The sequence below is a fragment of the Phycisphaerales bacterium genome (assembly GCA_016699835.1).
In the GTDB taxonomy this organism is placed as follows: domain Bacteria; phylum Planctomycetota; class Phycisphaerae; order Phycisphaerales; family UBA1924.
The window spans coordinates 52598-77427 of the sequence record CP064987.1; the positions used below are offsets into that span (position 1 = coordinate 52598).

Consider the following 24830-nt stretch of genomic DNA (forward strand, 5'->3'; position numbering starts at 1 on the left):
TGTCAGCGTGCTATGGCGTCTCGGGATGTCAGCATCTCATTCCCTACAAGTGCCTGCGTCAGCCCTGACGCTTGGAAGCGACGAGAGAACTGGACATCGGAGTGTCATGCCTCGCACCCAGCCTGTGCGCGAACGCCTCGACCACGGCCGCCTGTGGAATGCGTTCCTGTTCGAGTCGCAGCCCTTCTTCATCGCAAATCCTGAACGCCTCCGCCTCGGATGGTGTCAGATTTACTGGGGGCCCGGGAGATCGACGCCCGCTGCGCTGGCCCGCGAGGTGGCGGTAGAGATCTAGCGTCTCGCAATCCATGAACAGGCTCTCGGTCGCCGGATACATGGATCGGACTCGAGACAGGATCACAATGCCCTCGCTGTCCAGGTCGCCCCAGTAACACACGCGGGCGTGCTGGAGCCAGGAGACATACCGCAGCAGCGATGCACCGTTCCCCAGGCCGCCGATGGCGACGGTGCGCGTGCGCTTCGGCAAAGTCATCAGGTTCACGCGGTTCTCGACGATGATTGCGCTGACGTTCCGAACGACCCAACCACCCATTGTGTGCAGCGGGACCGCCAGAGCCTCGTAGGGAACCCCCAGCTCAGCCTGAACGGCGGGGTCAAGAATTCGCACGAAGATGTCGGGCTCGTGATAGCGGAGTCCGTACCGACGCGCAAAGTGGTCCTCGTCTGCACGCACTTCGTGCGGCGGCAGGATGACGTCCAGCCATTGCGAGAGGAGTCGCTCGTGGCGCTCGATGAACTTCGAGTCCACGGACAGAGGGAGCTCCCGAGCGAATAGATTTGGGCGTGGATGCTCCTTGAAGTACTGAAGGACTTCGACGAGACCATCTAGGTCTGGCGCGGCATCAGTGAAGATCCCGATGTTTGACCTGACCCATGAATCCAGTTCGGGAAACTCGGCCCTGAGGCGAGTGACCGCGTCCGTGAACCTTCGGAACTCCCGTTCCTTACCAATTAGACGCAAGAGATCAAGCTCTGTGGCGAAAAGCACCTTGCTGGGGAACAGGTTCTTTCCGTGCCGCCGCGACTGAACCTCCTGCCACTCCACGGAGTATCCGTACCCGAGCACTTCCTTTGAACCCTCGCGCAACCGCCTGACCTGGTCAATCGCGGTGACGACATCGGGTCCCGGGTCCCTTTGAGCGGGCACGCGCCGTGGAAAGTACTGACCATCACCCTGAACCCAAGCACGCAGGTACTCGCGATAGATCGCGAGGGCCTTGCGCGAGATGTCTTCGGGCTGAATCATCGAGTCACGCTCGCCGCCGATGCTGGGGAAACAGTCACCACCGCGGGTCGACCCAAAACGGTGTCCTCAAACTCTCTCGCCGTCATGCTGAAGATCTCCGATTGGTGCGTCTTGGAGTCCTTGACGACGTGGAGATAGCACTCCACGTACGGCTCGGTGACCCGGGCCTTGGCGTCCAATGGGGCCACGATCAACAGCTGAAGCCCGAACTGCCGGAAGAGCGACAGGGCGTACTCGGCATAGCGGTCGTCGACCTTTGAGAACATTTCATCGACTACCACAAAGTGGAAACGATCGCTGCTGGGCCGGCTCGGGTCGATGTCGAATTGGTACGCGATCGCTGCGACCAGGATGGTGAACGCAAGTTTGGCCTTCTCTCCCCCAGATTGGCCGGTGCTGTCCTCGTAGTAGCCCCGCTCCGCGCCCGACTCAGCGTCAAGCTCTCGTGCAGCAAAGTCAAACCATCGCCTGACATCCGTGACCTTCTCTCGCCAGCGCTGTTCCTCGCGAAGCTTTTCGATGAGCCTGGCAATCCGGACATAGCGCGCCTCATCCGCTGCGAGCGTTCCCTCGAACGAATCGGCGAGACACTCGCGCAGGCTGGACTGAAACTGCTGGATCTCCACGTCTCGGACCGCCCGCGGCTCAAGCTTCATGTACGTCCCTGGCCTGTACTCCAGTTGCCTGAGTGAGCGGTTGAGGATCTCGATCTTCTGCTCGATCTCCTGCTTCTCAGTTTGGAACGCGCCGTTGAGGATGCCGATCTCCTGCGTGACCCTTTCGTTGAGCCGTTCCTTGAAGCGATTCTCGTGCCGGGGCAAGTCTTCACGGCGGATGTGCTCGCACGCAGCGCAGAAGCTCTCCAGGTATTCGATTGATGCGTCCAGATCGGCCTGCTGGTCCGCAAAGTCTCGGAGATACTGGTTCATGAGCTTGCAGATCTCCCGCTCCAGCGGCTCCAGATCCTTCTTCAGGCGATCCACCTCCGCGTGCCGGCCAGCCAGGAAGCCTGCCTCCCTCTGCGTGATGTTGTGCACGGTCAAGGGCTCCCCCGCAAAGAGCTTCGACAGCTCTGGGAAAAGCGCCTCGTGCCGCGACCATTCGCCCGATTGCCGGAGCGCCGAGATGGTCTGGGTGGCATCCGATATCTGACGCTCCGCGAAGCGCAGATCCCGCGAGGCACGCTCGTGCTGCCGGATTGCTTCGTCTCGCTCATCGCTCAGTCGCTTCCGGGTCGCTTCAACTTCGGTGATCCGCAGTTTCAGCGTTTTCAACGCGTCGCTCGATTCCTCCAGCGCCCGTTTCTCCTCCCGCAATGCCGCGATCGAGACTAGTTCAGATGCGAAGTCGATCAAGGCGTACGCCGCGGTCTCTCGCAGCACGTCAGCGGAACGACGCTGAGAATCAAGTCCCGTAATCTCGGCATTCAACTGATTCAGCCGAGCATCCATCGTGCGCAGCTCTTCTTCGAGCTGCCGAACGTTTTCAGCGAGGACCTTGCGCTTCTCGCGATTATCCCACCCCAGCACAAACTCGCGTGGATCGATGGCGCGATCCCGATCATCCTTCTCATGCCGCGAGCCCCTCCCTTTGATGTGGCGTTCACGAGTAAGGGCCATGTCGTGAGCGGCCTGAAACTGTTCGATGGTGTCGCAGCAGAGGTAGTCGAAGCGTTCCTCCAACTCCCCCTTCACCCAGGGCGCAAGGCCGTGGCCGTCCTTGACTTTGACCTTGCGGAGCAACGACTGAGAATGGGCGACAGCGCGTGATTGTGGCGCAGCACGCCCGCCGACGCGGAGATACACCAGTTTCTGACCGACACCACGGCCATCACGGACCCTGTTCCGGTCGATGTGGGCACTGACGACGGCGTAGTGCTTCTGTGGCACCAGCAGGCTGAGCGCAAAGGATCTGAGCAATAGCTCGATCGAGGCCTCCCAGCTCTTTTCCTCAGTCGGGATGGTGATGAGCTCCGCCGCGAACGGGAGTTCGCTGTCCGGGAGCCGCAGCGCTTCGCAGAGTTGCCGGCGAATCTCCACATGACGCTCCGGGAGCTTCGTGTGGCGTGTGCCGAGCGCCTCGAGCTCCCGCTTGCTCTCGCTGAGTTCGCGGTGCGCATCGCCGCGATCCAGCACGACATCCTGATGTTCACGCCGGAGCGCCTCCTCGCGAGTGCTTAATACCTTGATGAACTCCGGCAGACGTTGGTGCAGCTCGCGCAGCGAGGCGTCGTCCGTCACATCCGCGGCGAGCGCCGTCGTGGCCAGCGCAGCCATGAAACGAACGCTGCGCTCTCGCCGGTTAGCGCTCTCGGTCTCGTGCTGTTTGATGAGCAACGGAATCTGACGAAGCCTCTCGCCCCCGGCGTTCTCGATCTCATTTTTCAACTGCCGCTCTGCGTCGGCCGCGTCCCGCAACTCCGTATCGAGACGATCCCTGGTGGCCAACAGCGCCGAGAGGTCTTTCGCCAGCGACTCTGCTGCCGGCCCGAGCAGCTCGATCGTCATCGCCCGGAAGTACGGAGCTGCGGCACCGCACATGGCCTGTGCCAGGTGCAGCGCATTCGACTGCGCGGTGAAGGTTGCACCCTTTGCTGCGATGGGCGTGAGCAGCTCGAACTGCCGTCGAACCCGCACCAGGCTCTGATAGGCCTCCGTGAGTTGGGTGAAGTGGGCCTGCAGGGTTTCGATTTTCTCCATCCACGGCTTCGGCTCGAGCATGTGCTCGCGGATGAACTTGTTCAGACTCTGGATGTCCTTGACCGCGACGGTCTGGTTGAACACATCCATCGCTTTGGGCTGCATGCCTGTGAACTTGGCGACCCAGCCGTGATACTCGTTGTACTTGTCGGTCGCGCGAAAGCCGCGCTTTTCCATCTGCTGGCGCACGCGTTCGGTGGTGGCGAGGTTGGCGCAGTGCTCGGCGATCGACTTCTCGCCTTGGGCGAAGGCATAGACCTTCTCGGCACCGCCGTCACCGCCAAGGTACAGAACCTGCGCTACGGTGAAGGCATCGCCACGATCGTTCTTGAAGGTCGCGAGCAGGGTTGAGTAGTTGCGTCCGTCGGGCCGGAGATACTGCACCTCCGCCCGATTGTCTTCGTCGCGGCTCCGTCGGTCAAACGCCCCCTTGATGTAGGTCCGCTCATCGCGCTCGGTCTTCTGAGCGCCGGCGGCGACGTTGTAGTTGCGAACAACCGGACGCACGAACAGCGTCAACAGGGCATCCACAAGAGTGGACTTGCCCGAGCCATTCTGGCCGATGAGGAGGGTAGTAGCGCCGCAGGGTCTGACCACATGCACCGTGCCACGACTGCTATCGAAAGTTCCCCAGTTGGACACTTCGAGTTTTTGGAGTCGATAGCCGGGCGTTCGTCGCGGAGCGTCATGCATCAGAGTCCCCCTGCGTGCGAGCCGCCGCGGCCGCTGCCAGCTGCTGTTTCAGCGTTTCGAGTTCGGAAGCGGGGAGTTTCGCCTTCAGAATGCGGCGGACCTCCCACGCTTCGGGATTGTCGGCGAACTTTCGAACGAACCCCAGGTCATCGAGTTTGTGCAGGGCGGCGCTGAATTCCTTGCGCTGACGCACTTCGTCGTATTGGGCGGGAAAGAACCCCTTCCATTGGTCGAAGATGGCGTCGATCTCGACAACGCATCGTTCGTTATGAAGATCATCTTCTTCGAACCGCCGGAGCTCGTCCCGAAACAGCACGGCGAGCATCGTGGGCGCATATCCGAGTTGGCTGCGACGAACCAGCTTCGGCAGCTGCTCGTACCCACTCGGGCACTCGTCTTCTCCCCATTGACGCACATATGCGTATCCCTCCGCTTCATCGACGACGAGCGTGAGCCCCAAGCGGGCCACGAAGGTCTCAATCTGCGACCGATTGGACAGCAAAAGGTTCCACACCCGTTCTTCGTCCGCGTAGATGACCCCCTGCAGCAATCGAACTGCCGCGATGCTCCATTCGCGGAACTCGGGGATCGGAGATGATGAGGGGTTACGCATTCGCGGTCTCCTGGGGAGGGAGAAACACAATCAGCGGGACGGTGACGCGGCGAGAGACGGTGCCGTCGACCTGGATGTCCTCCGACCGTTCCCGGCTGATGATGTGTCCGTCATCTTTGGCGATCTGTATGTATCCCAAGAGCTCGACAATGCCTGCTTCCGGTGGAAACTCCCGCACCACCTCGGAAAGGGTCATGGACCTGCCGGTGCGAGAAGTAAGGGCATGAATGCGTTGTCGCATCGCCGCCCAGTTGAGGCGATGGAGTTGGGCGAGCATCCTGAACAACTCCACACGCCGTGCATCGTCAACCTGTCCCTCCGAAAGGTCCATCTTCGCAAACTCGGTGGGAGGGCTCCAGAATGTCCGCGAGAACGGGAACGCCACCTGGACGCCAACATCCACCGTGGCGCTGATGTCTGCGGGGGGCGCATCTGCAAGGGCGGCACCGAGACCCCGGATGTCCGCGAGCAGTTGGGTTACTCGACGCCGATCCGACGCGGTCCGGACATCCAGCAGTCGCCGCAGCGTGGCAGAGAGCCGTTGATTGGTCCGCATCACCTTTTCGGCGTCCGCGATCAGCGACGGCACCATTCGGCGCACCGTGGCGAGCCCGTCGGATTGCTGCGAAAGTTCGTCGATCCTCCCGAGTTCGGCGATGATCGTCTGGAGCTTTTCCTGTTGGGTGGGCGAGAGAATGAAGCGCACAAACTCGTAGAAACTCACGCCCTGATCGTCCTGCTTCAGAACATCCTCTGCGTCGAGCGCGAACTGAAGAATCTCGCCTCGGGAGTCCTTTCCATCCAGTTGCCGTCGCTGTACCTGGCGGGTGATCTCTTTGAAGCGGTCTTCAACAGCGCGGAAATCCGAGAGCAGTTCCTTGAGCAGTCCAACAGCGGTGGCGAACCGCTCTCGCACCGCTGCCGGTTCATACCGCGCCTCGACCCCGCCATCTCTCAGGATCTGTCCGATCTCATCATCGATCCGTGTGCGCTCCTCCCGGAGATGCGCCAAGCGAACTTCGGGATCGTGCGAGGCACCGGCGACGAGATCGGCCAAAGTGCTGATGACGACGCGCAGGCGGGACTCGGTGCCGACGAACCCCAGGTCCTTCTGGAGCGCGCGGTCGAGGAATATGAACACGTCCTCTGTGTGCGGCGTCAACTGATACACCGGCTCGTTCCGGCCCCCTTCGACGGAGCGGTGCAGCCAGCGTGTTTCCCCACTACACCAAGCGGACAGGTAGTGCTCGGGTTTGTCGCGCAAGGCATCCGGATGGGTTGTTTGCACGGACTCCCGGTAGTCGTTCAAAGCGCTCACCAGATCAGACGCGGGGAGCGAGATGCGGCCTGGTGCCTTGAATTGCCGGTGGAGAAAGTCAATCACGAACGGCGCGTGTTGTGCCCGCAGCAACTTCAGCGCTGGCGACGTGCCAAAATATGCGAGAAGCAGGTCAAGGCGCATGGCGGCTGTCCGATCGCTCTGGTTTCCACGGGAATAGGGTAGTTGCCACGGCATCTGCGGGCAGCGCTCCGATGAAGATCGCGTAGCGGCTTCAGACCATGCCTTTGCGGTGCTCTGGCGAGCAAATCCGACTGCGAGTGTCCGTTCGTGCCGAAGGCCGTGTGGTCTGTACCAGTTTTGGGACGAACAATCCTTCCACAAGCCAAACATACGGATCTTGCCCCGCCTTGTAACCGTTTTGGTGGTACAATGGCCTTCCGTAATGATTTTGGCGTCGTCGTATCCGTTTTGAGGAGTCAGCAATGGACCAGCCAAAGGCGACCACCCGGCCCGCAGGCTACACCGCGCTGCTCGATCGATATGCGATCCGCGCGATGCCAACCTGGCATCGGTCCGTGATTTCTGAGGGTAGTACCCGACGAACCGATTCATCCGCGGGCGAGGTCGTCGAGACGTACCCGGCTGCGTATTGGCCGGGTGAGAGTCCAGGAGACCACCTCGAGTTCGCCCTGAAGTACGACGGAATGAACCTTGGCATGCTGGCGGTCCTTCTGCCGGCGATCGGGGCGGACGAGATCGCCAGATACATCAACTCGAAGCCGAACGGGAAATACGCCCGCCGCATCTGGTACTTCTACGAGATGCTGACCGGCGATCGTCTCCCGCTTGCCGACCTGACGCAGGGAAACTACGTGGATCTCCTGGAGAGCGAGGAGCACTTCACGTTCGATCGCGCGGAGCCGATTCGTCGTCAGCGCGTCAACAACAATCTGCTTGGCGATGCAAGCTTCTGTCCGACGATTCGGAAAACCAAGACCATTTCGGCGTTCATCGAACGGGATCTTTCCGCCCGGTGCAGAACACTGATCTCGTCGTACTCTCCTGAACTCCTCCGACGAGCACTGAGCTACCTGTACACGAAGGAAACAAAGTCGTCCTTCGAGATCGAGAACATCAAGCCGGACGCGAACAGAACTGAGCGATTCATCGCTCTTCTGCGAGTCGCTCTAAAGGAGGATCTGTGCACCAAGCCGCGGCTGATCGATCTCCAGAATCAGATCGTGGACCCTCGGTTCAAGGATGACGACTACCGCGACAGCCAAAACTACGTCGGCGAGACGGTCTCCATCGGGAAGGAGCGCGTGCATTACGTCTGCCCGAAGCCCGAGCACGTCACGGCCCTGATGGCGGGGATCATCTCGGCGCACGTACGGATGGAGCGCGGCTCCGTCCATCCAGTTGTCCAGGCGGCGATCGTCGGATACGGCTTCGTGTTCGTCCACCCGTTCGAGGATGGCAACGGCCGCATCCACCGTCTCCTTATCCACAACATCCTCAGTCGGAGAGGTTTCGTGCCGGACGGAGTGATCTTCCCGGTTTCGGCGGCGATGCTCAAACAGGCCGCCGCGTATGACGCGTCGCTGGAGGCCTTCTCACGCCCGCTCTTGGGGTTGGTGGAATACACGCTCGACGATCAGGGGCGCATGACGGTCCACAACGATCCCGGCGTGTGGTACCGGTACCCGGACATGACCGTGCAGGTCGAGAGTCTGTTCACCTTCGTCGAGCAGACCATCGAAACGGAACTCGTCGAAGAGCTGGCATTCCTGGCGAACTACGACGACACAAAGCGCTCCGTGCAGGCGATCGTCGACATGCCCGATCGCGATATCGACCTGTTCATCCGATTCTGCCTGCAGAACAACGGGAAGTTGTCCCAGCGGAAGCGGGAGTCGCACTTCCGGCTGTTGACCAATGACGAAATTGACCGGCTCGAGCGAGCCGTGGCGGAGGGGTACAAGCAGCCCGACGGCGGCCCGGGGGACTGACGGTCGGCCTTCGAGAGGACGAGAAGTGGCATTCTCAACTCGCCTCATCGGGCCGAGCGGAGGGGTCCGCGAGACGCGCTCGCCTCCCAATAGAGGCGAATATCGGCGTGAGCGACGAAGCCCCGTTCGATCCCCGCTATCCATCCTCTATTGCCGGGCCGGTTGCGAAAGCAGCCGGCCCTTTGGTTTTCAGGGAACGCCGCCGAGAGACCTCGGCGGCGTTTGTCGTTTGTGGCGGAGGTGTAGCGGGGTTTTGGTGGCTCGGCGGTGTGGTTCGCGAGTCTCTGGTCGCGCGAAGGGGCAATCTACATTCCCTGCTCATCGGGCAGCCCGAGAAGAGTACTTGGGGCCAAAACGACAATCCCATCATGACGCACAGCGGAGCGAGCGCATCGTCCTTCGGATCTAGTTCAGGTTCCCGCCCGGGGTCGGCCGGTCGTCAGTGGATTCCCTCATGACTTCCGGCATCCTCAAATGCCGGCGTTCTCGAGTAGCCCTCCTCGCCCGCGAGTTGGTCGCCTTGATCCCACGATCTTGATGCTGTCTTGATGCTCACAGGGGTGAGTTTGACGCAGGCAAGAGCGACAGACATCGGTTTTGGTGCGACGCTTTGTCAGTCTCAGTCCGTGCTCATAGGAGGTGTGCCATGTGGCTCCTGATGCTGCTGCTCGGCCTTGTGATCTTTGCCTTGCTTGCCAGTCTGACCTTCGCTTGCGATCGACGCGGAGGGGCCGCCTCATGATCTGGTTCTGCGCTGTGCTCGGCTTGCTCGCACTGGTTTACCTCGTGGTCGCGATGCTCCGCCCCGAGTGGTTCAGCAACTGATCGGCCATCTCACTCGGAGCAAACTCTGATGATCTGGACACTCCCCATTCTGCTCATCACCGCGTGCGTGCTGTTGAGCGTTCCGCTCGGACGGTACATGGCGTGGGCGGTCGGCGACGCTCCCGGAGGCATCCGGTCGCGGCTTGACGCGATCGTGCGAACGCTCGGAGGGTCGCGGGTCGCGGGCGATCAGCGATGGGCCGGCTACATGTTGAGCATGCTTGTGTTCAACGCGGTCATGTTTGTCGTCGTGTACGCGGTGCTGACGACGCAGGCCTCTCTGCCGCTGAACCCTGATGGCAAGGGGAACATGGCCGCGGACCTCGCCTTCAACACGGCGGCATCGTTTACCAGCAACACCAATCTTCAGCACTATTCCGGCGAGCAATCGCTGTCGTACGTCTCGCAACTGTTCGCGATCATGTGGCTGCAGTTTGTCTCCGCCGCCACCGGGATCGCGGCGCTGGCCGCGCTGTGCCGCGGCCTGGGCGGGAAACCAGCGCTGGGCAACTTCTACCGCGATCTGGCCCGCGTGACCATGCTGATCCTTCTGCCGCTGGCGCTGGTGGTGGCAGTCGCGCTCGTCGCATGCGGGACACCGATGACCCTTCAAGGTTCGGCGGTGGTGACCACGCTGGAGGGCGTCACGCAGACCATCGCCCGCGGGCCCGTCGCGGCCGTGGTCGCGATCAAGCAGATCGGCACCAACGGCGGCGGCTACTTCGGCCCGAACAGCACGCATCCGTTCGAGAACCCCGGCTTCCTCAGCAACATCATCGAGAACATCTCGATCCTCGTCATCCCGATGGCGTGCGTGTGGATGTTCGGGCGGATCGTCGGCTCGTGGAAACAGGCGGTGGTCGTGTTCGGCGCGATGCTGGTGCTCTACGCGGCGTTCACGGGCCTGGCCGTAACAACAGAGCAGGCTCCCGCGCCCGCCCTCGCGGGGCTTCCCGTGCAACAGGAGATGAACCTTGAGGGCAAGGAGCTGAGATTCGGCGCATCGGCCGGGCCGCTATGGGCCGTCTCGACGACATCGACCTCCAACGGATCGGTCAACGCCATGCACGACAGCCTCAACCCGCTCACGGGGCTCTTCCCGATGATTGGCATGTGGCTCAATGTCGAGTTCGGCGGCGTCGGCGTCGGGTTCATCAACATGTTTCTCTTCATCATCACCTCCGTGTTCATCGCCGGGATGATGGTGGGCCGGACGCCCGAATACCTCGGCAAGAAGGTCGAAGCGAGGGAGATGAAACTCGCGCTGCTGGCTCTGCTCGCCCACCCGCTCTTCATTCTGGGGGGCACGGCGCTCTTTGCGGCGACCCCGCTCGGGCGCGACACGGTGCTCAATCCGGGTCCGCACGGTCTGAGCGAGATCGTGTACGAGTTCAGCTCGGCCGCGGCCAACAACGGGTCCGGGTTCGAGGGGCTCGGCGACAACACGCCCGCGTGGAACATCGCCACGGGCGTGGTGATGCTGCTCGGCCGGTTCATCCCGATCATCCTGCCGCTGGCCATCGCAGGCCCGCTCGCGTCCAAGAACCGCCTGGCCGAGTCGGCGGGCTCGTTCCGAACCGACAGTGTGCTCTTCGGCATTGTCCTGCTCGGAGTTGTCCTGGTTGTCGGGGCATTGCTGTTCCTTCCGCTCGGGATGCTTGGCCCCGTGGCTGAGCACCTGGCGGTGAGTGCAGCCGCGAGCGGAGGACAATAATGGAACGGCAGAAGGACATCCGGCTCTTCAAGCGTGAGTTCATCGCCCCGTCGGCATGGCGAGCGGTTCTCCGTCTCTCGCCTCGGGCGATGATGGGCAACCCCGTCATGTTCGTCGCCTGGCTAGGGGCGATCGTGACCACTGTTGACACCGTCAGGATCGCGACCGGCGGAGTCGACGGGCTGATCTTCGTCGCCGCGGTGACCGTGTTCCTCTGGCTCACGGTGTGGTTCGCCAACTTCGCGGAGTCGCTCGCCGAGGCCCGCGGTCGGGCACAGGCAGATTCGCTCCGCGCGGCCCGCCACGACGTGAAAGCCAAGAAGCTGGCGTCCGCCGACCGGAGCGAGCCGGTCACGCACGTCGCCGGCGCATCGCTCCGCAAGGGCGACATCGTTCTCATCGAAGCGGGCGACACGATTCCCGCCGACGGCGAGGTGATCGAAGGAGTCGCCTCCGTGAACGAGTCGGCCGTGACCGGCGAGTCCGCGCCGGTCATCCGCGAGTCAGGCGGCGACCGCTCGGCCGTCACGGGCGGGACGCTCGTCCTCTCCGATTGGCTCGTCGTGCGGGTCACAGCGGACCCGGGTGAGACCTTCCTTGACCGGATGATCTCGATGGTGGAGGGCGCTGCTCGTCAGAAGACGCCGAACGAGATCGCACTCACGATCGTGCTGGCGGGCTTCACGGCCGCATTCCTGCTGGTGTGCGTCACGCTGTACCCGATCGGGCGGTACTTCGATGTGCGCATCGACGTGACCACGCTCGTCGCGCTCCTGGTGTGCCTCATTCCGACGACCATCGGCGCGCTCCTGAGCGCGATCGGCATCGCGGGCATGACTCGCCTGGGGGTCCGAAACGTCCTGGCGATGTCGGGTCGCGCGGTCGAGGCCGCGGGCGATGTGGACGTGCTGCTTCTGGACAAGACCGGCACGATCACGCTCGGCAACCGGCGCGCCACGTCGTTCGTGCCGGCGCCAGGCGTCGAGGCGCAGGTTCTTGCCGACGCGGCGCAACTCTCGTCGCTTGCCGACGAAACACCCGAGGGACGGTCGATCGTCGTGCTGGCCAAGGAGCATCACGGGCTGCGCGGGCGAGACCTCCAAGGCGAGGGAGCCAGGTTCATCCCCTTCTCCGCCGAGACGCGTATGTCCGGGGTTGATGTGCAGGGACGCCAACTCCGAAAGGGTGCGGCGGATGCCGTACAGAAGTTCATTGAGACCGCAGGGGGACGGTTCGACGCATCGATTCGCAAGGCAGCCGACGACATCGCCGCCACAGGCGGTACGCCCCTCGTTGTCGCCGAGGCCGTCAATGGCTCGGCGCGGGCGCTCGGCGTGATTCACCTTAAGGACATCGTCAAGGGGGGAATCCGAGAGCGCTTCGCCGAACTGCGCACGATGGGCATCAAGACGATCATGATCACCGGCGACAATCCGAAGACCGCCGCGGCGATCGCCGCCGAAGCGGGTGTGGATGACTTCCTCGCCGAGGCAACGCCCGAGGCCAAGCTCAATCTCATCCGCGACTACCAGGCCAGAGGTCACCTCGTCGCCATGACCGGAGACGGCACCAACGACGCCCCGGCGCTCGCGCAGGCGGACGTCGCCGTCGCCATGCAGTCCGGCACGCAAGCCGCCAAGGAAGCGGGCAACATGGTGGACCTCGACTCGAACCCGACCAAACTCATCGACGTGGTCGGCATCGGCAAGCAGATGCTCATGACCCGCGGATCGCTCACCACGTTCTCCATCGCCAACGACGTGGCCAAGTACTTCGCCATCATCCCGGCGATCTTCGTCATCGCGCTTCCGCAGTTGGCTCCTCTGAACATCATGGGGCTTGCCTCGCCGCAATCGGCCATCCTATCCGCAGTCATTTTCAATGCGCTGGTCATCCCGGCGCTCATTCCCATCGCCATGCGGGGCGTGCGCTACAAGGCCGTCGGGGCAGATCTACTGCTCCGGCGCAACCTCCTCATCTACGGGCTTGGGGGCCTCATCGTGCCGTTCATTGGAATCAAGCTGATCGACCTCGCCGTCGCCGGGCTTGGCTTGGCGTAGGCAAAGGCAAGGAGTGCGATCCGTGCTCTCTGAACTGTTCACATCGCTCCGCATCGCCGCACTCTCCATCGTCGTGTGCGTCATCGGGTACGGCACGATCGTCCTCGGAAGCGCAATGCTGATCGCGCCTGACGCGCGGCTCGGCGGCCTCGTCATAGTCGATGGCGCGGTCGTCGGATCGGGCCAGATCGCCCAAGCATTTACGCGGCCCGAGTACCTCTGGCCTCGGCCGTCGGCTGTGAACTACGCCGCCAGCGCCACCGGCGGGAGCAACTTGTCTCCCGCCAGTCCAGTGATCCGCGAGCGTGCGGAAGGCCTGCTGGCGAAGCTCGGAGCGACACCCGAGCGCCCCGCGCCGGCGGAGTTGCTTCTGGCCTCCGGCTCGGGCATCGATCCGCACATCACCGAGACCGCAGCCCTGTACCAGGCCGACCGCATCGCCGTGGCGAGAGGCATACCGGCGAATGAGGTCCGGCACTTGATCGCGGGGTCCGCCACGCCGATCGGCCCTGGCGACCCCGCCCGCATCCTCAACGTCCTGCTCTTCAATATCGAGCTCGATCGTCGCTTCCCGATACCGGCCAGCGGAAAATGAACCCACAGGGGACGATTTGAGCATGTCCAACCAGCCCCGCCAACCCAGCAACAGTTCACCCGACGGGCGTCCCGATCCGGACGCCCTGTTGGCGAAGGTCTCGGCGGACGAGCCCCAGGACAAGAAGGGGCATCTCAAGATATTCTTCGGATACTCCCCCGGCGTCGGCAAAACCTACGGCATGCTCGAGGCCGCCCGCGCGCTCGAGATGAAGCGCGGCGACGTGCTCGCCGGGTACATCGAGCCGCATGGTCGGACGAATACCGAAACCCTGCTCCTAGGTCTCGACCTCATCCCGTACAAGCACATGCAGTACCGCGGCATCGAGCTCAAGGAGTTCGACCTCGACGAAGCGCTACAGCGCAAGCCAAAATTGATTCTCGTTGATGAACTCGCGCACACCAATGCCGATGGTTGCCGGCACTCCAAGCGGTGGCAGGACGTAGCGGAGCTGCTCGAAGCCGGGATCGATGTCTTCACCACACTCAACGTGCAGCACCTGGAAAGCCTGAACGACGTGATCGGTAAGATCAGCGGCGTCGTTGTCCGGGAAACGGTGCCCGACTCTGTGTTCGATAGCGCCGATGAGATCGAGCTTGTCGACCTGCCTCCCGACGAACTGCTGGAACGTTTCCGTGAGGGCAAGGTCTATGTTCCCGATCAGGTCCAACGTGCTATCGACCGCTTCTTCCGCAAGGAGACGCTCGTCGCCCTCCGGGAGCTCGCCCTCCGCCGCACCGCAGAGCATGTGAACCGGCAAGTCGAACTGGGCCGGCGCGGCCTGGCGACTAGGCCTATCTGGGCGACACGGGAACGGCTGATGGTCGCGGTCGGTCCCAGTCCGACCTCAGCCCGTCTGATCCGTGCCACACGCCGGATGGCGACGGAACTGCGGGCTCCCTGGTACGCCGTTGCGGTGGAGCGCCCCTCGGCAGGGGCGATGCCGAAGCACGAACGGGCGAACCTCGATGTGAACCTTCGGCTCGCCCAGAGCCTTGGAGCCGACGTGACGACCCTTCATCGAGAGAATGTGCCAGACGCCCTCGTTGACTTCGCCCGGGACCGAGGCGTCTCTCGTCTCGTGGTGGGCAAGACCGCCGAGCCTCGGTGGAAACAGTTGCTCGGCATGTCGGTCGTCGATCGGATCGTGCGCCGCTCGGGCGACCTTGAAGTCCTCGTGATTCGTGGCGATCCGGAGACGCCCCTTCCGACAGCCGAGATTCCCAAGGATGCACGATTCCTCCCGACCAAAGGCGACGAGTTCTTCTCCCAGATGCTGACCGTCAGTTCCGCGCTGCTCATGTCCCTTGTGTGTGCCCTGGGAATGCGGGAGATAGGGATCGCCGAGCCGAACATCATCATGGTGTTCCTGCTCGCGGTCGTCGTTGTGGCCTATGTGGCCGGCCGTCTCGCCGCGTCCACACTCGCCGTTCTATCTGTGCTCGCGTTCAACTTCTTCTTCACACGTCCGCACTACACGTTCGTGGTCTACGACATCCAGTATCTGTTCACTTTCGCGATCATGCTGATCGTGGGATTGGTCGTGAGCGGCCTCGTCGGCCGCGTCCGCGCCCAAGCCCACGCCGCGGCTCAGCGTGCCGATGCGAATGAGGTCCTGCACCGCGTGAGCCGCCAGCTCGCGACCACGACCGGGCGGCACCAGGTCTGCATCGAACTCCTCTGGCTCCTCGATGACCTGCTCAAACTCGATGCCGTTGTGTTTCTACGAGAGGCCGACGGGATCGGCCCGGGCATGGGGGACTCTTCGCTCATGTCGACGCCCAATGAGCGAGCGGTAGCGACGTGGGTGCTCGAACACGCGGCGCAGGCCGGAAACGGAACGGCCACGTTACACCACGCCGCCGCGTGGTACCTGCCGCTCTCCCCCGGCGAGGGCGAGACCGTCGGCGTGCTCGGTGTGAGACCCAAACAGGGCGTTCTGGACTTCGGGATGCGCCGCCTTCTGCAGTCCATCGCCGCCATCGCCGCACAAGCCATCGAGCGCGAGAACCTGACCGAGCGAGCCAGGGCCGCATCGGTACGGGCCGAGTCAGAGCGTCTCCGATCCGACCTGCTTGCGGCCGTCTCCCACGATATGCGGACGCCGCTGGCCACCATCGGGGGTGCGGCCTCGACCATCCTTCACTCGTCAGGGAGGAGCATAAGTGAGAGCGACCGCGCTTTACTGCAAGACATCGCCGATGAGTCAGAGCGACTCTCACGTCTCGTGGACAACCTGATCCAGATGGGTCGGCTCGACGAGGGCCGGGAGACTGTTGCCGCAGAGTGGTTTCCCGTGGATGAGATCATTGATGCCGCGCTGCGTCAGGTTCGCCGGGAAGCAGACTCACACCGCATCCGCGTAGAGCTCCCCAACGAGCCGCTCCTCGTGTTCGCGGATTCAACACTGCTCACACAGCTCCTCTTTAATCTCTTCGACAATGCGCTGAGGTATGCGGGCGATGGCGAGATCACCGTCCGCGCGGGGCAGGTCGGAAGAGCCACTCGCATTGAGGTCCTCGACCGCGGTCCCGGGCTGGGCGATGCGCCCGCCAAGCTCTTTGATCGGTTTGTCCGTGGCCCGTGCCAGACCGGGCGCGGCGTGGGCCTTGGCCTTGCGATCTGCCGCGCCATCGCCGAAGCCCATGCGGGTTCGATCGAAGCACGCAATCGAGACGGGGGGGGGGCGGAGTTCGTAGCTTCCCTTCCCTACCCCAGAGTGGGCGAACCGCCTTCGATCCCGGGAGACGAGTTCAACTCTGAGGCGGGCACACCTTGACCGAACCTTCTTTAACAGTCCTGATCGTCGAAGACGAACGCGCGATTCGCCGGTTCCTCCGCCCGGCGCTCGAAGGCGAGGGCTATCGCGTTCTCGAGGCCGAGGACCAACGCTCTGGGATGAGCATGGCGTCCAGCCACACACCAGACCTCATCATCCTCGACCTCGGCCTCCCGGATCGAAACGGCCTTGAGCTGATCCGGGCCGTGCGGGAGTGGTCGGCCATGCCCATCATCATCGTCTCCGCCCGAGGCCAGGAGACCGACAAAGTCAAAGCCCTCGACCTCGGTGCGGACGACTATCTTACAAAGCCGTTCAGTGTACAGGAACTCCTGGCCCGAGTCCGGGCAGCGCTCCGCCGGAGCACATCAGTACGAGACGCCGTCAACGGCTCGCCCATCTTCACAGTCGGGGATCTCGTGATCAATCTCGCCAAGCGCCGAGTGACGCTCGCGACCGAGCCAGTGGGACTGACCCCGCTGGAGTTCAAACTGCTCGCTGAGCTCGCCAAGCACCCCGGTCGCGTGCTGACACACCAGACGCTTCTGGTAGCCGTTTGGGGTCCGGGCCGAGCACACGAGCCCCACCTCGTGCGTGTGCACATGGCGAATCTACGCCGGAAGCTTGAGGCTGACACCGCTCGCCCACGATACCTGCTCACGGAACTTTCCGTAGGGTACCGGCTTGCCGATGAGTAGCCGTAACTCTCAGTACATCGGTCAGAGCTCGCCGACACGTGCGACCGCCGCATCTTGGAATGGATGAAGACCAAGTTGAACGCCAGTCCCCGGTCCAAGGCGATTGACAGCCACCAAACCCATTCCGAGCACGTCAAGCGTGTTCACCAAGCATTTCAGGGCATCAGCCCTGAACGTCTGGAGAGTGCGCGGCGGACGCGGCTATGGACGTGATGGTCACGTTGGGGCCTTCACTTGCCAGATCGGTGGCTTGTAGTTACTCGTTCTGGCTCAGCGGAATGCCTTGATACGGGCTGATATGGCCCTTTGGAACATATCGTTGACGTTCTATGCGTGTCTCTTCTCACCGACTCATGCGATTTGAACACCGTTACTCCCCCACTATTGCCGGGCCGGTTGCGAATGCGGCCGGCCCTTTGCTTTAGGTGAGACGCCGTCGAGAGACCTCGGCGGCGTTTTCGCGTTATGGCCCACGTTCCGCAAGCATTGGAGGCCGGGCGCGCCGACGCAGTTGCCCGAGCCCGAGCCGTATTCCACGTCGTTCTCGCGCACGTGAACGTGGCCGGATTGCTCGTGGACGTGCCGCACGTGTCGACTCGACGCAGCGCACTTGAGCAGCGCGGGTTCAACATGGGTGATCGAGAGTGCGATGGCATCGCACCCCGAGAACATCCACACGTCCCGCGGCTGTCCATTGAACAGCGGAGCCTAGATGGCGAAGACGACCCAAACGCAAAACCCCATGAGCGGAGTGGCCTCTCACGGGGCTGGGTGTGCCTGGCCCGAGGTACTGGAGCCAGGAGAAGGAGCGGATGAGAGTCAAAGTCGTGCGAAACCCGAATCCACGAGAATCCGTCTAGCACCCGGCGTTGAAGTGGTCAAGGTAGTAGAGAAGATCATCGATGGAGACCGCTCCGTCCGGGAGGCCAGAACCGGTGCTGTCATCAACGTCGGCGCGGAGTGTTCCTGCGGTGAAGGCCTCGATGTAAAAAAGCAGGTCGTCGATGGTCACCGCCTGATCCGGCGTACCGGTGGAGTTGCCGTCATCGAGATCGGCCTCACAGGAATCAACAACCCTTCCGAGTCCGACGATGTAGGACGTGAAGGTGTAGTGAGGGGCCGGGTTGTCCTGGCTCTGGACAAGTGTGTAGGTCTGGCCAGCGACGAGGTTCACGGAGTTGATGTCGGTGTATCCCACGCCATACAGCCCCTGTAGGTTGGCGTCGAGAACGTTTGTGTACGGACCTGTGACGGGAACATCCCCCTGGAAGAGGTACGTGACGCCCTCGAGGACGCCCGTGCCCCCATGGAGTTGGGTGTGAATGCCGTAGATCCCTGTCATGTCAACCTGGAAGGGGATGGCGGTAAACTCAGTGATATCGGTGTCGCGGCCGAGATCGATACCCTGGCGTGGGTTGATGATGGGGCGGTTCCATGTGCCCGACGAGTGATTGTCGCCCGTGAAGACGCTGACTTTGGCGGGATAAAACTCGATGTGCATGTTGCTCCATGTCGCGGTGTTGTTGAGGACGAGGTTGCGTCCTCGGAGGCCAATCGTCATGGCGCCGGGAAAGGGAATCGGAGTAACGCCGAAGGAGCGGTAGAAAAAGATGGGGAAGTCGAAGGAATATGTCATGGACTGGGCGTTCATGGGACCAACCACGGGGTTGGGCGTGATGGCACCCTGGACCGTGGGCGCGTGCCATACGGTCTCGCCGGGCAGGTTGTAATAAAACTGCATGGGGACGTCGTACGGCTTGGCGTTGGGATTGGTCGCGCGAACCGTGTACGTCATTCGGAGACCGTGGTAGGCTCCGCCGGGGACGTTGATGAGGCCAAGATCGGCGGCGTTGAGAGGTGAGCCGCTGGAGCCCATGGTGAAACTTGCCGGGCCGGGAATGTCAAGCACATAGGGCTCGGCGTGTGTCGCCGTGGATGCCAGTGCAAGGGTGATCAGGAGCGCACTCGTGGGCTTCATGGGTCTTCTCCAGCACGTTCGATCGACTGCCTAGCAGCCGGCGTTGAAGCGTGCGAGATAGTACAGGAGGTCGTCGATGGTGACACCGCCGTCGGGTGGCCGGCGTCCGAGAGCGAAGACGTCGCGGTAGCAAGGGTCGTCGGGCTACCGCCTGTGCCCGACGTGGTCAGATCTATGGTGAGCGTTCGAGATTCGCCCGCGATCATGCCCGCGAACGCCGTCGTGACGATGTTGCCGACAGGGATGGTGCTGGGCAATGACGAGACAAAGGACATGTTCGTTGGAATCTGAAAGGCCGCCACTGAATCGGTAGTCGCCGTGCCGTGGTTCGTAACCGTGACGACGAAGGACTCCGTGCCGCCCAAGGAGAGCGGGCAGGTTCCGCCGGCGACCGCGACGCCGACATCGGCAAACGGGCCGCACGTGTGGGTCGGGCTTGTCGAGTTTCGAGGGGAGGGCGCCCCTGTGACGAAGTTGGAGCCGTTCTGGTCGGAGTCGAAGCAGCCGTCGTCGAGCCTGTAGATCGCGAGTGTTTGCGATGGAGCCGGTGCGCCGGCCTGGCCCTCGAAGCAGGAGAGCGAGTTTCCGAAGCCAACAAAGTCCACGATCGCCGGATCGCTCGGACAAGTGCCCGTGATCGACACCGCGGTGTTGGTCAAGGCCACCTTGCCACCGTTGAAGGACATGGGCATGGCTGTGGCGGGAGTGAAATCGGGTGTGGGAATGTCCACACCGTTGACGCCCGAGAGGGTCATCTGGATGAGGAAATATCCACCGGGCAAGACAACGAGACCCGAGTCAAAGGCGCGTGAACTCCAAGTTCCGCTCGACACGGTTGTGTACTGGATGGCCCAGCCGTCGAGGCTCACGGGCACGGCAGTCGGATTGAAAAGTTCGACGTAATCGCGGTTGACTACTGCTCCGAAATCCCCTCCCGCGCCGTAAACCTGACTGATCTTGAGTTGGGCGGTCGCCGAAGAAACGAGCATCGCGATCGAACACGCCGCACCTATCACGCTGGAAACTCGCGTCGTCATGTGTGTTGTCCTTGTCGACGGGCAGCCCCTGCGGGGACAGCCGTTGCCGAAACCGGACGGCGGCGTGTTTCGGCCGCCGTCCAGAAGACACCTGTGTGCGAACTACCGCCGGCGACGCCGCGACGCGACGAGGCCTCCCAATCCCAGGAGTGTGAGGCTTTCTGGTGTCGGGATGTGGGTCACGAAGACGCCGGATTGCAAGGCGGTCGTGGTGCCCGGTACCTTGAAGGTCAACGAGAAGACGAGATCGCCGTTGTCATTCAGAACGATCGAGTGCCCGTCCTGTCCACCGGATTGACCGATGGGCGTGATTGCGGCAACAACCAAAGAGTTGTTTCCGAGTGGGGCGAAGGTCTCGCCAACCTGAGCGATCAGGTGGATCGTGCCATCGGTATCGACCACGAAGAGGCCGCTGTTGTTGGCAACGCTCGCTGGCGAGGCGACGATGGAACTTCCGGTGCTTCCGAGTGTGCCCATGAAGGCCATCTGGCCGAGTGAGTTGACCGCGACGTTGTTGTAGATAATCGTGTTGATGAAGGTCTGTTCACCAAGTGCAAGGCTCGTGAAAACAGGAGCCGAGTCGTGGGTTTGGACCACGACCCGCTGCACGTCCTGCCCCGCGACGTGATCGACGGAGAAAATGGCGGCGTTGTTGACGCCGCTGGTGATGCCATCGCCTGTGAGTCCGGTGGCATAGAAGAAGAGTGTGTCGGCGCCGTTCACGAGATAGAGGTTCCCGCCGCCCGTGGCGCCCGACGTGGTGGCGTTGTAGGCGCCATTGGTGAACGCGGGGAGGGGCGAGTTGCCGGTACGCGAGTAGATGTTCGGCAGAGACTGGCCCTGGTCGGCGATACGCCGGAGCGTGCCCGACCCGATGTCGGAGAACACCGAGCCGGAACTGACCGTGGTAGCGCCAACACGAGTCGACGAGTTGAAGGCGACATGCCCGAGGTTGTTGAACCCGACGCCGGATGATCCCAGCCCTCGGTAGACCTCGGTCCCAGTGCCGCCTGGCGCGGACTCACCCTGACGGGCAATGATCTCGAAGCTTCCGTTTCGGTTCGTGATGTACATGCTAGCGTTGCCCGTAGTCAGGCTCGTGGTTACGTTCACGCCGCCAATCTGGCCCTGGAGGGCGACCTGCATGCAGTACTTGTTGTTGTCGTTGATGTTGAAGTTGGCCTGGAAACTGCCGAAGTTCGTCCCGATGCGGGCCGATGGATCGATCGACGCGACCGCGGCCGGCTGGTCACCGGCGCGCAGCACGGCGTGGACATTGGGGTTGGCTCCGCCGCCGTTGTCGCCCTGACCCATGTAGAGAACGTTGTTATTGGCAACGTTCGGGAAGACCCCCGACGTCGTGATCGGATCGCTACCGGTACCCGACTGGAGAGACGCGAAGTAGGCGACATTCCCGCTCTGATTGAAGAGCATCGGGAATGACAAGAGCGGTCCGTTGGCATAGGACGCGTTGGCGGGAGTTGCGCCCGAGCCGGTCTCTGGTGCGACATCCTGACCAAAGGCAACACGCGTCAATCCAGAACCGGAATCCGTGAAGGCGCCCGCGCCATTGGTGCCCATCTTGAACGCGGTCTGTCCGGCGTTGTTGATGCCCAAGTTCGCGAACACGTTCGCCGTGGGCGAGCCACCGTTGTAGGCGTTTCCGTACACCTGCGTCCCGGCACCGCCCGGCGCGGCCTGCCCACCGAGGGCCTGGAGCCCGTTCGTCGAGGAGTTCGGATTGGTCCACAGCCCCTGATAGGTCGTCGTTCCAGAGATATTCCCCGTGAACATCACGTACCCGCTGTTGTTGATGACGGGCTGGACGTTGCTCGAACTACTGCCGAGCGATCCGGCGTTGTAGAACACTCCAGAGCCCATGTTTGGGCCATAGGCGCTGTCGGTGCCCGAGATCGCCACAGGCCGTGTGCTGAGCACGGATGCGTTCGCCGTTGTGCCTGCGATGAGAACCGTGGCCAAGGCCACTCCGATCGTTGTCCTATTGCGCGACCACACATACGTCTTCATAATTCAACTCTCCTCTGATGGTCCGACCTTTCGGACGGACTAGATTTCGAAAACCTACTCAATCGCATATGTACGTTTCAACATCGTTCAGAATGATGTTCCGCCTCCGAGTCCTTGTGCTCAGCATCCAGCGTTGAATCGAGCCAGGTAGTACAACAAGTCATCGATCGTCACGCCACCATCGAGTGTGCCGGTACCCGTGCCATTGTCCACATCTGCAGAGGGAAGCCCAAGATTGAAAATGGCGAGGTAGTACAGCAGGTCATCGATGGTGACACCCCCGTCGGGTGTTCCAGTGCCCGTGCCGTCATCGACATCGGCGACGCAGACGACCCCGCTGGTTGCGAAGTCAAAACCGAGGCTGGTTGCCTGTGGCGGGAACGTGCCGTTCGACTTTGTGGTATAGAGCAAGTAGTACACCGAACCCGGGTTGAGCGTGGTGATGGGGAAGAAAAAGATTTGCCCATAGGGATCCAGGAAATTCTGGCATGCGATCTCGACGAGGTTCGTGCAGTCGGGGACCGCACGGAACACGGTCAGCAACCCGTCGTTCGAGGGAATGTCGTCGGGCACTTTTGCGCAGTAGAGCGACCCAGGCGATGTCGGGGCGAAGCGGTACCAGACCGAGGTACGGGGATCCGTGACACACGAGGCGGGCTGCGCGTCGGCGGTCCCGTCGTACATGTTCAGCGCTTCCCAGTAAGGGAAAGTCGTGAGATTATGGGCTGTGACGCACGAAGAGTTGGGCGGAGGAGTACCCGGGCAGGGTTGACCCGTGTCCGAGAGATGGAGGACGAAGTGTCCTCCGTTCGCCGCGACCTTGTTCGTAACGCAGATGTAGTACGTCGTCCCCGGAGTCGTGCAGTGGCTGATGAGGAATTCGCCGGTTGGCGTTGGCGCCCAGTTCAGGATGGCCGGCGTGTTCGTGTGTAGGGGTGGGCCGTTGTCGAGCGACGGGCTCTGTACCACGCATCCCAGCGGGCTGGAGTCGTTCCCCCACACACACGACAACGAGCCGCACGACCCGGTGAACATCGAGATCTGCGCATCGAAGTTGGTGATCGGATCGCACAGATCCAGCCGCAGTCGACGCGGGATCGGCGAAGTTTCTGTGAAGACATACCACACGCCAGGGTTGGTCGAGGAGACCGCATTGCACGTGCTGGTTGGGCCGCCGGCGCCGAGTGCCCCGAGGGTGCTGCCGACGTACGAACCACCGACGGAGATCGGAGTGGCCGTGGCGCATGTGTTGTTGGGCGGGTACACACTGAAAGAAATCGACGTCGATGGCGCGGCACACGAGCCACTCACCGTCGAACTCACCTGGACCGTGTACGAGCCGGGTATCTGCGAGAGCGGAATGGTGAACGAGCGACTCCAGATCCCGTCTCCGGGCGTCGCGTCGCCGTTGACGCCACTGTCATTGAACGCGACGCTGCTCGAGAGACCAAAGGCCGTGAGGTCCGCGGACACACCCGTCGGCACACCGTCCGAGGCGATCACCGTGAGTACGGCTGTTTGGCCCTGTCCGACAGACGTTGGCGTGGCGGCTCCAGAACCGAGCACCACCGGATCGGGCAGCGACGGCCCAGTGAGCGTGAAGGCCCAGAAGGTGACGTCGTATCGCTCCGGGCGATTGTTTCCTATAGGAACCACGAACCCGCTGCAGCGGTTGCCAATGACGAAACTGTTGTTCTGATTGCTTCCCGAGCCGGTTGTGCAGATCGCGTTGGGGAAATCGACGACTGGGTTGTTGGGAAAGTCGTCGTCCGCCGCCGACTGGGCCTGGTCGTTGACCAAGTTGTAGTTTGACAATGCGAGGATGTAGTTCCCCGCTGGAAGAGTGCGCTGGAGTCGACTCTGTGTCGTGTCGCCTGTTCCGCCGCCCGCGAGAGTCTCGTCGTCATTGCCTGCGTCCGGAATCGCGACGAGGTTGGAGTCATAGACCCATGTGTCCGTGTTGACCGAGGTCTGGCCGATGGTCGAGTAGAAGAACGAACCGGCCTCGATTGACAGCGGGACAATATTGGGTATCACTGGATCGCGCGCCAACTCCACTCGATACGGGGCCGTCGTGACCGATGCGCCGCTCACCCGGAAATAGATCCTCGAGGGCGTCTCATTGGCATACCACTGCACCGTTCGTGGCGGCAGGGAGCCATCCTGGGTCGCGATGGACGTGTGCACCGAAAGGTCTGTCCCGGCGTTGATCACGCCGTTGGTTTGCGTAAGGCCCCGGATCGACCCGACATGCCCGGTCAGACCCGTCGTCGTGATCGTGAGCCGGTAGCGATAGATCCCTGGTGCACCCGCTGGCGCCGTCGTGATGTCGAAGAAGTCCCCTGAACCGAGCCCGGGCGTCGATGACGAACCCGTCGATGTCCCCACCAAGGCGTCGCCTGGCTGCATGCCGACAACCACGTTCGCCTGTGACTTGTCGTCGTTAGGCTCCACTTCCGTGAAATCCACGGCGATCGCAGAGTTCACAATCGCAAGTACAAGCGCGGAAACGGTCGAGAAGCCAAGTCGCATTTTCATCTCCTCCACGCTCTG

Annotated in this window: 15 protein-coding genes; 7 read left to right on the forward strand and 8 right to left on the reverse strand. The window is 62.4% G+C overall.

Going from position 1 to position 24830, the window contains the following annotated elements; genetic code table 11:
• Positions 1–58 precede the first annotated feature (58 nt).
• Genes IPK69_00210 through IPK69_00225 form a run of 4 tightly spaced genes read right to left on the reverse strand, consistent with a single transcriptional unit; the run spans position 59 to position 6734 of the window.
• Positions 59–1267, reverse strand: a complete 1209-nt coding sequence (locus IPK69_00210; protein ID QQS09093.1) for a hypothetical protein — start codon at positions 1265–1267, stop codon at positions 59–61.
• Entirely contained in the window at positions 1264–4659 is a 3396-nt protein-coding gene (locus tag IPK69_00215; GenBank protein QQS09094.1) for an AAA family ATPase, read from the reverse strand. Before IPK69_00215 ends, IPK69_00210 begins: the two co-directional genes overlap by 4 nt.
• A complete protein-coding gene (locus IPK69_00220; GenBank protein QQS09095.1) occupies positions 4652–5272 on the reverse strand; it encodes a DUF4194 domain-containing protein in 621 nt (206 codons plus the stop codon). Before IPK69_00220 ends, IPK69_00215 begins: the two co-directional genes overlap by 8 nt.
• A complete protein-coding gene (locus IPK69_00225; protein ID QQS09096.1) occupies positions 5265–6734 on the reverse strand; it encodes a DUF3375 domain-containing protein in 1470 nt (489 codons plus the stop codon). The genes IPK69_00220 and IPK69_00225 overlap by 8 nt, the downstream gene beginning before the upstream one ends.
• 302 nt (positions 6735–7036) lie before the next feature.
• On the opposite strand from IPK69_00225, the gene IPK69_00230 reads away from it, so the two are divergent.
• The 7 genes from IPK69_00230 to IPK69_00260 all read left to right on the forward strand — a co-directional run bounded on the left by IPK69_00230 (position 7037) and on the right by IPK69_00260 (position 17234).
• A complete protein-coding gene (locus tag IPK69_00230) occupies positions 7037–8563 on the forward strand; it encodes a Fic family protein (GenBank protein ID QQS09097.1) in 1527 nt (508 codons plus the stop codon).
• A gap of 711 nt (positions 8564–9274) precedes the next feature.
• The gene (locus IPK69_00235) at positions 9275–9388 is read left to right on the forward strand and encodes a potassium-transporting ATPase subunit F (GenBank protein QQS09098.1); all 114 of its coding nucleotides are present in this window, start codon (positions 9275–9277) and stop codon (positions 9386–9388) included.
• Between the two features lie 28 nt (positions 9389–9416).
• The gene (gene kdpA / locus IPK69_00240; GenBank protein QQS09099.1) at positions 9417–11102 is read left to right on the forward strand and encodes a potassium-transporting ATPase subunit A; all 1686 of its coding nucleotides are present in this window, start codon (positions 9417–9419) and stop codon (positions 11100–11102) included.
• A complete protein-coding gene (kdpB, locus tag IPK69_00245) occupies positions 11102–13162 on the forward strand; it encodes a potassium-transporting ATPase subunit KdpB (GenBank protein ID QQS09100.1) in 2061 nt (686 codons plus the stop codon). The genes kdpA and kdpB overlap by 1 nt, the downstream gene beginning before the upstream one ends.
• A gap of 34 nt (positions 13163–13196) precedes the next feature.
• The gene (locus tag IPK69_00250; GenBank protein ID QQS10373.1) at positions 13197–13757 is read left to right on the forward strand and encodes a potassium-transporting ATPase subunit C; all 561 of its coding nucleotides are present in this window, start codon (positions 13197–13199) and stop codon (positions 13755–13757) included.
• A gap of 22 nt (positions 13758–13779) precedes the next feature.
• A complete protein-coding gene (locus IPK69_00255) occupies positions 13780–16536 on the forward strand; it encodes a sensor histidine kinase KdpD (protein ID QQS09101.1) in 2757 nt (918 codons plus the stop codon).
• Complete coding sequence (locus tag IPK69_00260) at positions 16533–17234, forward strand: response regulator (protein ID QQS09102.1); 702 nt, start codon at positions 16533–16535, stop codon at positions 17232–17234. The genes IPK69_00255 and IPK69_00260 overlap by 4 nt, the downstream gene beginning before the upstream one ends.
• A gap of 856 nt (positions 17235–18090) precedes the next feature.
• On the opposite strand, the gene IPK69_00265 is transcribed toward IPK69_00260, so the two are convergent.
• The 4 genes from IPK69_00265 to IPK69_00280 form a co-directional block, all read right to left on the reverse strand.
• Positions 18091–19212, reverse strand: a complete 1122-nt coding sequence (locus IPK69_00265; protein ID QQS09103.1) for a hypothetical protein — start codon at positions 19210–19212, stop codon at positions 18091–18093.
• The gene (locus IPK69_00270; GenBank protein QQS09104.1) at positions 19209–20249 is read right to left on the reverse strand and encodes a lamin tail domain-containing protein; all 1041 of its coding nucleotides are present in this window, start codon (positions 20247–20249) and stop codon (positions 19209–19211) included. The genes IPK69_00265 and IPK69_00270 overlap by 4 nt, the downstream gene beginning before the upstream one ends.
• A 102-nt stretch (positions 20250–20351) precedes the next feature.
• Positions 20352–22229: a hypothetical protein gene (locus IPK69_00275; GenBank protein ID QQS09105.1), complete on the reverse strand. Its 1878-nt coding sequence runs from the start codon at positions 22227–22229 to the stop codon at positions 20352–20354.
• 168 nt (positions 22230–22397) lie between these two features.
• A complete protein-coding gene (locus IPK69_00280) occupies positions 22398–24809 on the reverse strand; it encodes a hypothetical protein (GenBank protein ID QQS09106.1) in 2412 nt (803 codons plus the stop codon).
• Positions 24810–24830 lie beyond the last annotated feature (21 nt).

What these genes read in the sequence shown, in the direction of transcription:
- IPK69_00210 (QQS09093.1), bottom strand. Translation starts at nt 1,267, where the DNA reads ATGATTCAGCCCGAAGACATCTCGCGCAAGGCCCTCGCGATCTATCGC.
- IPK69_00215 (QQS09094.1), bottom strand. Translation starts at nt 4,659, where the DNA reads ATGCATGACGCTCCGCGACGAACGCCCGGCTATCGACTCCAAAAACTC.
- IPK69_00220 (QQS09095.1), bottom strand. Translation starts at nt 5,272, where the DNA reads ATGCGTAACCCCTCATCATCTCCGATCCCCGAGTTCCGCGAATGGAGC.
- IPK69_00225 (QQS09096.1), bottom strand. Translation starts at nt 6,734, where the DNA reads ATGCGCCTTGACCTGCTTCTCGCATATTTTGGCACGTCGCCAGCGCTG.
- IPK69_00230 (QQS09097.1), top strand. Translation starts at nt 7,037, where the DNA reads ATGGACCAGCCAAAGGCGACCACCCGGCCCGCAGGCTACACCGCGCTG.
- kdpA (QQS09099.1), top strand. Translation starts at nt 9,417, where the DNA reads ATGATCTGGACACTCCCCATTCTGCTCATCACCGCGTGCGTGCTGTTG.
- kdpB (QQS09100.1), top strand. Translation starts at nt 11,102, where the DNA reads ATGGAACGGCAGAAGGACATCCGGCTCTTCAAGCGTGAGTTCATCGCC.
- IPK69_00255 (QQS09101.1), top strand. Translation starts at nt 13,780, where the DNA reads ATGTCCAACCAGCCCCGCCAACCCAGCAACAGTTCACCCGACGGGCGT.
- IPK69_00265 (QQS09103.1), bottom strand. Translation starts at nt 19,212, where the DNA reads ATGAAGCCCACGAGTGCGCTCCTGATCACCCTTGCACTGGCATCCACG.
- IPK69_00270 (QQS09104.1), bottom strand. Translation starts at nt 20,249, where the DNA reads ATGACGACGCGAGTTTCCAGCGTGATAGGTGCGGCGTGTTCGATCGCG.
- IPK69_00280 (QQS09106.1), bottom strand. Translation starts at nt 24,809, where the DNA reads ATGCGACTTGGCTTCTCGACCGTTTCCGCGCTTGTACTTGCGATTGTG.